We start from the raw sequence: 11,365 nt of genomic DNA on the forward strand, positions 1-11,365 counted from the left end.
TCGAGCAGCAGATCATCGCCCGCGCCGCCGTCGAGACTGTCGTCGCCACTGCCGCCAAGCAGCGCGTCATCGCCCGCCTCGCCCGCCAGCGTGTCGTCGCCCGCGCCGCCATCGGCGCCGAAGAAATCCGCATCGGCCAGCGCCGCGACGCCCGCGCCGACCTGGCCCTGGTGGATCTCGAGGAGCGCCGAGGAGATCGCATCGCTGCCGAGCCCGCCGTAATTCGCGTCATCGCCCGCGCCAAGCTGGACATCGTCATCGCCATCGCCCGCCGAGACCGCATCGACCGTGTCGGAGCCGAGAATGAGATCGTCGCCCGAAGTGCCGTCGAGCAGGCCGCCATCGGCCCCGGCCTGAATCGTGTCCTCGCCCGGCAGGGTGTCGTCGCCGCCGTCTCCGGGCAGGTGGTGATTGCCATCGCCCCAGTCGGAAAGCATCGCGGCGAAGGCGACAGGAAGGAGCGAAAAGATCAGAAACATGCCCATGGGGAAATCCAATACAACCCAGAAAATGACCGGTGCAGGCCCGGGCCATCACCGCGAATTTACCATAAACAAAATGGCAAGATCGTGTAAACCTTTGTCTTTTTAGGAGGTTATCGCGCCAAATTTCGAAACGCACCCCGCCATCCCGGCAGCATTGTCGCGAAAATCGAGACGATCGCCCCATCCTGGCGCGCGACCCGGACGGGGGCCGGAAACGCCCTCGGACAGCCCCGTTCCGGCGCCGGCAAAGGGCGTGAAAAGCAAACGCCCCGACCGGAAGGTCGGGGCGCTGCGGGAATGATGGTGGGCGATAACGGATTTGAACCGCTGACATCTTCGATGTGAACGAAGCGCTCTACCGCTGAGCTAATCGCCCGGTGGAGAGGCTTCTAGACTCAGTTCTCCGCCTCTGCAAGGGGGGTATCGTCGGTTTTTTCGCCACCCTCTTCGGCCTCCGAGGAGCCGGTCGCGCGCTTGATGTTGACCTGCAGCATTTCGCCGCCCGAGCGGTCCACCTGCTTCTTCACCCGCACCTTGCCGAGCGGCGGCAGCACCAGGTTCTCGCCCTGCGACAGCGCCGCGCCGAGCTCCTTGAGCACGGCCTCGGTCACCGAACGCGCCACCGCGCGTTTCGCGCCGCTCGCGGCCACCACGCGCTCGAGGAATTCCTTCTTGCGCAGCACGACCATCGCGCCCTCTTCTTCCGTCGTCTCGTCTTTCTTCTGCATTGCGGCATCCTCTGTTTGAGATTTCACCACGGAGAGCTTCACCGGCCCCTTCGGCCGCCCCGCCACCCTGGAGCCCGAGCCCGCTTTTCGTGTCAATTTGGCCATCGCGCGCCTCATTGTTGCGAGTCTTTCCCAGATTACGAGGCAAAATCCGAACATGCCACTGACATATTCGCGCCTTCTCGCGGGTGCAGCGAAGAACCGCTTGACGTGAGGATAATCCACGCCAAACTTGAGTCACTTCACTCGGATCAAAGGGGATATCCATGCGCAAGATCTTTGCCGCGGCAGCCGTGCTGTCGATCACCGCATCCGGCGCGATGGCCGGCGGCTACACCGCTCCGGTCGTCGAGGCCGAGCCGGTTGTCGTCAAGGGCAACTCGTCGTCGAACGCCGGCATCCTGATTCCGGCGCTGCTGCTCGTCGGCATCGCGGTCGCCGCCTCGTCGAACTGAGGGCGGCACCCAACCTATCGAAAGGGCCGGAAAGCTTGCGCTCTCCGGCCCTTCCTTTTGCGCCGGCCCACCCCCCGAAGGGACGCGGGCCGGAAGCGGTCAATGCGCAGTCGCGCCCTGCCCTTCGGGTTTCGCGGCGGCCGCGGCGGCCGCGGCGGCCTCCTCGGCGGCCTCGTCCCATTCGACGGGCTCGGGCTGGCGCACCAGCGCGCGGGCCAGAACCTCGCGCACATGGGTCACCGGCACGATCTCCATCCCCTGTTTCACGTTGTCCGGGATCTCGGCGAGATCCTTCTCGTTCTCCTCGGGGATGAACACGGTCTTGATCCCGCCGCGCAGCGCGGCGAGCAGTTTTTCCTTGAGGCCGCCGATCGGCATCGCATTGCCGCGCAAGCTCACCTCGCCGGTCATGGCGATATCCTTGCGCACCGGGATGCCGGTCAGCACCGAGACGATCGAGGTCACCATCGCAAGACCGGCCGAGGGGCCGTCCTTCGGCGTGGCGCCATCCGGAACATGGACGTGGATGTCCCATTTCTCGAATTTCGGCGGCTTGATGCCAAGCTCGGGCGCGACCGAGCGGACGTAGCTCGACGCCGCCTCGATCGATTCCTTCATGACGTCGCCGAGTTTCCCCGTCGTCTTCATCCGGCCCTTGCCCGGCAGGCGCAGCGCCTCGATGTGCAAGAGGTCACCGCCGACCGAGGTCCAGGCAAGGCCCGTCACCACGCCGACCTGATCCTCCTGCTCGGCCAGACCATAGCGGAAGCGCTTCACGCCGAGGTAATCCTCGAGCTTGCTCTCGTCGACCGTGATCGACTTCACCGCGCCCTTCGCCTTGACCAGCTCCGTCACCGCCTTGCGCGCGCATTTCGCGATCTCGCGCTCGAGGTTCCGCACGCCCGCCTCGCGGGTGTAATAGCGGATGATCCCGTTCAGCGCGTCGTCGGTCAGGGTGAATTCGCCCTTCCTCAGACCATGCGCCTTCACCTGTTTCTCGATCAGGTGCTGGCGCGCGATCTCGCGCTTCTCGTCCTCGGTGTAGCCGGCGAGGGAGATGATCTCCATCCGGTCGAGGAGCGGCCCCGGCATGTTGTAGCTGTTCGCCGTGGTCAGGAACATCACGTTCGAGAGGTCGTATTCCACCTCGAGATAGTGATCGACGAAAGTCGCGTTCTGTTCCGGGTCGAGCACCTCGAGCATCGCCGAAGCCGGGTCGCCGCGGAAGTCCTGCCCCATCTTGTCGATCTCATCGAGCAGGATCAGCGGGTTCGTCGTCTTCGCCTTCTTCAGCGCCTGGATGATCTTGCCGGGCATGGACCCAATGTAGGTGCGCCGGTGACCGCGGATCTCGGACTCGTCACGCACACCGCCAAGCGAGATGCGGATGAACTCGCGCCCCGTGGCCTTCGCCACCGAACGGCCAAGCGAGGTCTTGCCGACGCCGGGGGGCCCGACGAGGCAGAGGATCGGGCCCTTGAGCTTGTCCGAGCGCGCCTGCACCGCGAGATATTCGACGATCCGTTCCTTGACCTTCTCGAGCCCGTAGTGGTCGTGGTCGAGCACCTTCTCGGCGGCGATCAGATCCTTCTTCACGCGGCTCTTGACACCCCAGGGCAGGCTCAGCAGCCAGTCGAGGTAGTTGCGCACGACGGTGGCCTCGGCCGACATCGGCGACATCGACTTAAGCTTCTTGATCTCGCCTTCCGCCTTGTCGCGGGCCTCTTTCGAGAACTTGGTCTTCGCGATCTTTTCCTCGAGCTCGGCGATCTCGTTGGCGCCGTCCTCGCCGTCGCCCAGCTCCTTCTGGATCGCCTTCATCTGCTCGTTGAGGTAATATTCGCGCTGGGTCTTCTCCATCTGCGACTTCACGCGGCTCTTGATCTTCTTCTCGACCTGCAGGACAGAGACCTCCCCCTGCATCAGGCCATAGACCTTCTCCAGCCGCTCGCTGACGTCGAGCGTCTCCAGCAGTTCCTGCTTCTGGGCCACCTCGAGGCCCAGATGCCCCGAGACGAGATCGGCGAGCTTGTCGGCCTCCGAGGTCTCGGCGATCGCGGTGAGCGCCTCCTCGGGGACGTTCTTCTTGATCTTCGCGTAGCGCTCGAATTCATCGGCGACCGAGCGCAGCAGCGCGCGGATCGTGTCGCGGTCGCCCTCGGTCTCGGGCAGCACCTCGGCATGGGCCTCGAAGAAATCGGCGTTCTCGACGAAATCGGTGATCTTCACGCGGGTCTTGCCCTCGACGAGCACCTTCACCGTGCCGTCGGGAAGTTTCAGCAATTGCAACACGTTGGCCAGCACGCCGGTGCGGAAGATGCCCTCCGTCGTCGGCTCGTCCACGGTGGGGTCGATCTGGCTTGCCAGCAGGATCTGCCGGTCGTCCGCCATCACCTCCTCGAGCGCGCGCACCGATTTCTCGCGCCCGACGAAGAGCGGCACGATCATGTGGGGGAAGACCACGATGTCGCGCAGCGGCAGAACCGGATAGGAAAGTATCGTGATGTCGCTCATATGCGTTCCTCTTTGGCGAAAGGACACCCGCCCCGCTTCGCGGCAGCGCCGGCCCTTCCCGTTGCCCCATATCTAGGGGGCCGCTCCCTGCTCTTCAACCAGACTGGCCGAACCCTGCCCGAGAGAATGCGACGGAGCGCCCGCAAGGGCAAGCACCGTTTCCCCGCGCGCCCGGAGCGATCTCCACAGTTTGTTAACGCCGCCATGCCAGAGTGCCCCGAAACGGGATGGCCCGCCGCTGCGCCGGTCAAGTCGACGATGGACAAGCCGGCCGCAACAGCGCTATCATCAGCCCGTTAACCTTTATTAACGTCGCACTCCGGGGGCGCGAACATGTTCACACATTGGACCGACCCCTGCGCTCCCACGGAGCAGGCCGCTCCCCGCCCGCGCAAAAGCTCGGCCGACGCCGGTCCGCTTCCGGCCGGCTGGTGGATCGCGCCGATGCTGCTCGTCGGCCTGTCGGTCTGGGGCGCCGCCCTCTATGGCCTGGTTCTGCTTCTGAACTGAGCCCGAACGGCCGTCTCAGCGCGGCAGCACGAGCTCCGCCGAAAGCCCGCCAAGCCGCGCACTCTCCCCCAACCGCAGCGTGCCGCCGTGGCTGCGCAGGATGTCCGCCGCGATCGAAAGGCCAAGCCCGACCCCCTGCCCCCGGTCCTGGTTGCGCGACGGATCGAGCCGCGCGAAGGGGCGCAGCGCCTCCTCCCGCCGCTCGGGCGCGATCCCGGGGCCGTCGTCCTCCACCACGATGCGCAGGGCCTTCGGGGTCAGGAAGACCGACACCTCCGCCTGACTGCCGTAGCGCGTCGCATTGCCGATCAGATTGTCGAGCGCGCGGCGCATCGCGTCGGGGCGAAAGGTGAGCAGCGCCTGCCCCGGCCCCGGGCATTCGTGCAGCGTGACCTGCGCCCCGGTGCGGCGCGCGTCCTCGACCACCTGCGCGACGAAGGCGCAGGGATCGAGCCGCGCCGCATCGCCCGAGGTCGCCTCCTCCCGCGCGAAGGCGAGGAAGGCATCGACAAGCTTGCCCATCTCGGCCACGTCGCGCTCCATCGCGGCGATTTCCTCGCGGGTGTCAGGCGTCTCGGGCAGCATCGACAGGCCAAGCCGCAGCCGGGTGAGCGGCGTGCGCAAATCGTGGCTGATCCCCGAAAGCATCAGCGTGCGCTGTTCGATCTGCCGCTCGAGCCGGGCGCGCATCTCGAGAAAGGCGGTGCCCGCGGCCCGCACCTCGATCGCGCCCGAGGGCTTGTAGGGCATCGCCTGCCCCTTGCCGAAGGCCTCCGCCGCGCGGGCGAGCCGGCGGATCGGGCGCAGCTGGTTGCGCAGGAAGAGATAGGCGATCACCGTCATCAGCACCGAGACGGCAAGCATCAGCACCAGAAGCTGATGCGGGTTCGAGGCGGAAACCGTGCCGCGCGGGAAGGTGATGCGCAGCATGCCCCAGCGCACCGGCGCGTAAAGCCGCACCTTCGCGCCGTCGCGCAGGTCGATCGCGGCGACCTGCGGGATCTCGCTGCGGATCGTGTCGATCACCACGATGCCAGTGAGATCGGCAAAGGGGCGCTGGTCGGTCGCGGGCACCACCGCCGGCAGGACGAAGGCGACGTCGAGGCCGAGCGGCGCGGCCAGGTCGATCAGCGCCGCCTGCGCCGCATCGGCGCTTGGCGCGCCATCGGCACGGTCGATCACCAGCGCGATCTCGCGCAGCATCGACTGCGTCATCTGCCGCGTCACCCGCTCGAAATGGCGCTGGATGAAGACGACGGAAACGACAAGCTGGATCGTGACGATCGGCACGACCAGGATCAGCGCGGCCCGCCCGTAGAGCCCGCGCGGCATGATCTGTTTGAGCCAGGCGAAATTCATGGCTAATCCTATCGGGGCGCAGAAGCGGAGGGAAGAGGCGATGGCGATGGAACACCTGGAGCCCGGGGTGCGGCGGATCGTGGCGCCGAACCCCTCGCCGATGACCTTCCGCGGCACCTGTTCCTATGTGCTCGGCTCGGGGTCGGTCGCAGTGATCGACCCGGGCCCCGCCGATCCCGCCCATGTCGCCGCGATCCTCGCAGGCCTCGCCCCGGGCGAGACGGTGGAGGCGGTGCTCGTCACCCATGCCCATCTCGACCATTCCCCCGGGGCGCGGCTGCTCGCGGCGGCGACCGGCGCGCCGGTCTACGGCTTCGGCCCGCCCGAGGCGGGGCGTTCGGCGGCGATGGAGCGCCTCGCCGCGCAGGGGCTGGCCGGCGGTGGCGAGGGGGTGGACCGCGATTTTCGCCCCGACCTGACGCTCACCCATGGCGCGCGGCTCGCGGGCGGCGACTGGGAAGTCGAGGCGGTGCATACGCCGGGGCATTTCGGCAATCACCTGAGCTTTGCGATGGGTTCGGCGCTGTTCTCGGGCGATCTGGTGATGGGCTGGGCCTCGACGCTGATCTCGCCGCCCGACGGCGATCTCGGCGACTATTTCCGCTCGCTCGCGCGGCTCGAGACCCGGGGCGAGCGCGTCTATTACCCCGGCCACGGCGATCCGGTCACCGCGCCGGGCGCGCGACTGGCCGAGCTCGCGCAGCACCGCCGCGACCGCACGGCGCAGATCCTGACCGCGCTCGAGCGCCGCCCGGCGCGTGTCGCCGATCTGGTGGCGGCGATCTACCGCGACACGCCGGCCGCCCTGCAAGCCGCCGCCGCGCGCAATGTCTTTGCCCATCTCGTTGAAATGACGTCGCAAAATCTGGTCATCGCGGCGCCGGACCTGCACCCCGACGCGCTCTTTGCGCGACTGTGACGGAAAGGCGAAAAAACCGCACGCGCCCCCTTGCGCGCTTTTGGCCCCGCCTTTATAGAACGCCCCGTGTTCCGGCGTAGCTCAGCGGTAGAGCAGTTGACTGTTAATCAATTGGTCGTAGGTTCGATCCCTACCGCCGGAGCCAGATCCCCCTGACAGGGATGCACAAATGTCAGTACCGTGTTCCGGCGTAGCTCAGCGGTAGAGCAGTTGACTGTTAATCAATTGGTCGTAGGTTCGATCCCTACCGCCGGAGCCAAATTCCCCCGATATCGAGCGGCCGCCTGCGGGCGGGTCGGCGCGGGCCGAGGCCCTAGCCCATCTCGGTGATGCTGATCGCCGGGCGCGCGCCGCCGAGGCTTGCAAAGGCAAGCTGGCGGCAGGAGAAGACGATGATCTGCTGATCGCGCGCCACCCGGTTCAGCGCGGTGAACATCTTCACGATCCGCTCGTCGTCGGAATAGACGAGCGCGTCGTCGAGGATGATCGGCAGATGCGTGCCGCGCCGCGCGAAAAGCCGCGCAAAGGCCAGCCGCGTGAGAATCGCGATCTGCTCCTGGGTGCCGCCCGAAAGGGTCTCGAACTCCTCCACCGCGCCGCCGCGGCGCAGCGCGCCGGGCAGCAGCGTATCGCTCTGCCAGTCGATCCCCGCATCGCGGTGCAGGATCGCAAGAAGCGGCGCGAGCTCCTGCTGCACCGGGCCGAAATAGGCCTCGCGCGCCGCCTCCCGCGCGGATTCCAGCGCGGCCTTCAGCCGGCGCAGCGCGGCATGCTCCGCCTCGAACAGCGCCGCGCGCGCCTGTGCGCTCGCCAGTGCCTCGGCGGTCTCGTCGCGCCGCGCTTCGACATCGGCCTCGGCGCGGGTCTCGATCCGGGCGCGCAGATCGGCGAGGCGCTGCGCGAGATCGGCGCGCCGCTTTTCCGCCGCCGCCCGCGCGCTTTCGGCCCGCGCCAGATCGGCCTCCGCGGTGGCAAGGTCGGGCGCGTCGCGGCGCAGCGCCGCACAGCCCGCCTGCGCCACCGCGACCTCCGCCTCCCACGCCGCGGCCTCGGTCTGCGCCTGCGCAAGCCGCGCGTCGCGATCCGCCTCCGTCCCGGCCGCCGCCTGCGCCCGCCCGAGCCCCTGCGCCGCAGTTTGCGCCGCGGCCTCCGCCCGGATCGCCGCCTCCCGCGCCTGGGTGAGCGCGCGCGCCGCCCGCTCCGCCGCGTCCCGCGCCCCGGCCCGCGCGGCCTCCGCCTGCGCCGCCTCGGACGCGATCTCCGCGGGCGCGCGATGCGCCGCTTCCGCCAGCGCGCCAAGCTCGGCCGCCCGCGCCTGCGCCGCCTCGAGCGCGGCGATCCCCTCGGGCGCGCTGACCGCAAGCAGCCCCTGCGCGAGATCCCGCGCCGCCTGCGCCGCGCTGCGCGCCTGCGCCAGCGCCCGCACCCCGGCCAGATCCGCCGCGCCGCAGGCCGTCAGCTGCGCCGCCAGCGCCGCGCGCGCCGTGTTCAGTGCCGCCGCACGCCCGGCGTGATCCTCGGGCGCCGGCAGCTCGATCTGCACCTGACCGATCCCGGGCAGACCCAGCTCGGCGCGCGCGCCCAGCACAACCTCCGCACCCGGGGCGAGCGGCGCGCCGTCGAGCGTGATCCGCGCCGCGCCGTCGTAGCGCACCCGCAGCCGCGCCGCCCGCGCGAGCTGCGCCGCCTCGAGCGTGGCAAGCTTGTTCTGCGCCTCCTCGGCCCTTGCCAGCGCGCGCGCATCGACCGGGTTGGCCGCAAGCGCCGCCTGAGCCGCGAGGATCTTCGCGTGCTGATCGCGCGCGGTGGCGAGCCGCGCCGCGAGCTGCCCCGCCTCCCGGCGCGCCTGCGCCGCCGCGATCTGGCGCCGGGCCTCGGCCTCCTCGCGCGCCAGATCGGCGCAGCGCGCCTCGGCCGCGCGCAGCGCCGCCGCCTGCGCCTGATCCTTTTGCGCGGCCCCATCGCGCGCCGCCTGCGCCGCCGTCAGTTCCGCCTCCGCCGCGCCCTGCGCCGCCTGCGCCGCCGCGAGATCGCGCAGCGCCCGCGCCAGCGCGGCCAGATCGCCCGCCGCCCGATCGCGGGTAAGCTCGGCGATATGCAGCGCCTGCTCGGCCTGGTGCAGCCGCGCGGCATGCTCCTGCGCCGCCCGCAGCCCCGCCTGCGCCCGCGCGAGATCGGCCTGCTGCGCCGCAAGCTGTGCGGGCGCCGAAAGCCGCGCCAGCTCGCCCTCGGCCGCGCGCCGCTCGGTCAGCGCCCGCGCCAGCTCCTCGCATTGCGCGACCAGCGTCGCATGCTCCGCCGCCAGCGCCTCGACGCGGTCGTTCTGCTCCTTCCAGGCGCCACGCGGCCGCCCCGTCGCGGTGGCGATCGCCTCGAGATCGGCGCCGCAGCGTTCGAGAATGCGGTCCATCCGCCGCCCGCCGGTGATCTGGTCGATCTCCCCCGCGACCGAGGAGAGCAGGTCGCGCCGCGCCTCGGCGAGCCGGTCGCGCTCCGCCTTCGAACCGTCGGCGGGTTCGAGCCCGACCACCCCCTGGCGCACCCACAAAAGCCCCGCAGGCCCCTGCGGCGCCTCGGCGAAAAGCCGCGCGATCCAGGCCTCGGCCTCGTCGTCGCGCGCGATCACCGCGCCGCTCGCCAGATCGCGCACCTCCGCCCCCTTGCGCGCGAGAAAGCGCTTCGAGATCTCGAAGCGCCCCGCCGCAGCCCCCGCCTCGACCTCGATCTCGGCCTGCACCGCGACCCCGCCCCCGGCATGGGGCTGCAGCGATTTCACCGGCTTCGCGAGCGAGGAATATTTCTCGAAGAAGAGCGCATGGAGCGCGTCGAAAAAGGTCGACTTGCCGAATTCATTGGCCTCGGACACCACCGTCAGCCCGTCGCCGATGCCGCTCAGCACCGCCTTGCAACCGCCGAACCGGCGCACGTTCGAAAGCGTGAGGGCGCGCAGTTTCATTCCGTCTCCATCGCATAGGCATAAAGCCGCGCGAGCGCCGCGCCCGCCTCGGCATCGCCCGCATCCGCCGCCGCAGAAAGGCTTTCGGCGGCGTCATGCACCGCGCCGCGCAGGTCGATCCGGGCCAGATCCTCGGCCGAGCGGCTGAGCGCAAGCCCCTCGAAACCTTGCGAAAACCAGAAGAAATCCGGCTCGACCCGGGCCAGTTCCGCGACCAGCGCGGCGTGCCCCGCAAGGCTCATGCGCCCCTGCACGCGCAGATCGAGCAGGCAGCGCGCACGCTGCCCGCGCCCGGGCAGCGCGGCGGCAAGCGCCTGCGCGCCGTCCTCCCCATCGAGCAGGCTCAGCTCGAGCCGGCGCCAGTCATATTGCCCGGTCTCGACCTCGCGCACCTCCGCCGCCGCGCCCGGGCCCGCGATCGCGACCAGAAGCGCGCCGGCCGGGCGCTGCGGCTTGAAATTGTCGGCCTCGGGCGTGCCCGAATACCAGCAGTTCGGCGCGATCTCGATGCGCCCGTGCCAGTCGCCGAGGCCCAGATAATCAAGCCCCGCGCGTGCCGCGCGATCGGGCGCGATCACCGCGCTGCCCTCGCCGCCCATCTCCTCGACCGCACGGAAATCGCGGATCGAGCCATGACCCAGACCGATGCGGATCGCCGCGCCGGTATCGGCGCCGTCCATCCATTCGGTCAGGTCGCGCCCGGGATTGCGCGTGGTGCAGGGCGCGGGCAGCAGCGCCACCCCCGGCATGAGCTCCATCGCCACAGGATCGAGCGCGAGCCGGACATTCGCCGGCGCCTCGCGGCGCAGCGGCGTCCAGATCTCGGCGGCGCCGAGGTGGTCGTGATTGCCCGGCATCAGCACCCAGGTCAGGTCATCGGCCTCGGCCATCGCGTTCATCGCATGGCGCAGCACCCGCGGCGCCGGGGTCTCGGCGTCGAAACTGTCGCCGGCAAGCAGAACGTGGCTGGCCCCGCCCGCCCGCGCCGCCGCCGCGAGCCGACCGATCGCCTCCTGCCGCGCCGCCCGCAGCGCGCCGCGCACCTCTTCGGGAAAACCGCCGAAGGGCTTGCCGAGATGCAGATCCGAGGCATGCAGGACGCGGATCATGCGCCGCCTCCGCCGCCGCGCCGGCCCCCTTGTGCAAAGCTCATCCCGCGCTCCTCCCCGCTGCGCCGGCAGGATAGCCGCTGCCGGTCGGGGGACAAGGAGAAAGCGGCCCGCCCCCGTCGCGGCCCCGGCGCGGGGCGCGTTGACACTGCAGCAGCGATCCTGTTTGCTGGCCCCATTCGAAGCTGGCGCAGTACGATTTCACGATGACGATCACCACCGAGACGATTGCCGCGCTCGCGCCCGATCAGGCCTCGCTCGCCGCTGCGAGCAAGCTCACCAAACCCGGAAATTGGCCGCTGCGCGCGCAGGATGCGGAAAGCGGCCTCG

Annotated in this window: 9 protein-coding genes and 3 tRNA genes; 5 read left to right on the plus strand and 7 right to left on the minus strand. The window is 69.6% G+C overall.

The genetic code is table 11. From position 1 onward, the window contains the following. From AB7U46_RS16445 to AB7U46_RS16455, 3 genes are all read right to left on the minus strand, one after another. The coding region (locus AB7U46_RS16445; RefSeq protein WP_428338073.1) for a calcium-binding protein at positions 1-485 on the minus strand (485 nt) is incomplete at its 3' end. Positions 486-786: 301 nt separating this feature from the next. Further along, positions 787-861: transfer RNA gene (locus AB7U46_RS16450), tRNA-Val, on the minus strand. A gap of 19 nt (positions 862-880) precedes the next feature. Next, complete coding sequence (locus AB7U46_RS16455; RefSeq protein WP_428338074.1) at positions 881-1,213, minus strand: HU family DNA-binding protein; 333 nt, start codon at positions 1,211-1,213, stop codon at positions 881-883. Between the two features lie 266 nt (positions 1,214-1,479). On the opposite strand from AB7U46_RS16455, the gene AB7U46_RS16460 reads away from it, so the two are divergent. Further along, a complete protein-coding gene (locus AB7U46_RS16460; protein ID WP_428338075.1) occupies positions 1,480-1,668 on the plus strand; it encodes a hypothetical protein in 189 nt (62 codons plus the stop codon). A 99-nt stretch (positions 1,669-1,767) separates the two neighbouring features. Here AB7U46_RS16460 and lon read toward each other — a convergent pair whose 3' ends face one another. Beyond that, on the minus strand, positions 1,768-4,182 hold the full coding sequence (lon, locus tag AB7U46_RS16465) for an endopeptidase La (RefSeq protein ID WP_428338076.1): 2,415 nt from the start codon (positions 4,180-4,182) through the stop codon (positions 1,768-1,770). 333 nt (positions 4,183-4,515) lie between these two features. On the opposite strand from lon, the gene AB7U46_RS16470 reads away from it, so the two are divergent. Further along, positions 4,516-4,692, plus strand: a complete 177-nt coding sequence (locus AB7U46_RS16470; RefSeq protein ID WP_428338077.1) for a hypothetical protein — start codon at positions 4,516-4,518, stop codon at positions 4,690-4,692. Between the two features lie 15 nt (positions 4,693-4,707). Here the strand turns inward: AB7U46_RS16470 and AB7U46_RS16475 are convergent, their stop codons facing one another. Continuing rightward, positions 4,708-6,051, minus strand: a complete 1,344-nt coding sequence (locus AB7U46_RS16475) for an ATP-binding protein (protein ID WP_428338078.1) — start codon at positions 6,049-6,051, stop codon at positions 4,708-4,710. Here AB7U46_RS16475 and AB7U46_RS16480 point away from each other — a divergent pair. From AB7U46_RS16480 to AB7U46_RS16490, 3 genes are all read left to right on the plus strand, one after another. Further along, entirely contained in the window at positions 6,050-6,970 is a 921-nt protein-coding gene (locus AB7U46_RS16480; protein WP_428338079.1) for an MBL fold metallo-hydrolase, read from the plus strand. The genes AB7U46_RS16475 and AB7U46_RS16480 overlap by 2 nt on opposite strands. Positions 6,971-7,040: 70 nt before the next feature. Further along, positions 7,041-7,115 (plus strand) — tRNA-Asn (locus AB7U46_RS16485). A 39-nt stretch (positions 7,116-7,154) separates the two neighbouring features. Next, a tRNA-Asn gene (locus AB7U46_RS16490) sits at positions 7,155-7,229 on the plus strand. A gap of 54 nt (positions 7,230-7,283) precedes the next feature. On the opposite strand, the gene AB7U46_RS16495 is transcribed toward AB7U46_RS16490, so the two are convergent. Then, a complete protein-coding gene (locus tag AB7U46_RS16495; protein WP_428338080.1) occupies positions 7,284-9,926 on the minus strand; it encodes an AAA family ATPase in 2,643 nt (880 codons plus the stop codon). After that, a complete protein-coding gene (locus AB7U46_RS16500; RefSeq protein ID WP_428338081.1) occupies positions 9,923-11,035 on the minus strand; it encodes a metallophosphoesterase family protein in 1,113 nt (370 codons plus the stop codon). The genes AB7U46_RS16495 and AB7U46_RS16500 overlap by 4 nt, the downstream gene beginning before the upstream one ends. Positions 11,036-11,365: the final 330 nt, after the last annotated feature.

The organism is Paenirhodobacter sp. (genome assembly GCF_050177655.1).
Classification (GTDB): Bacteria; Pseudomonadota; Alphaproteobacteria; order Rhodobacterales; family Rhodobacteraceae; genus Rhodobacter.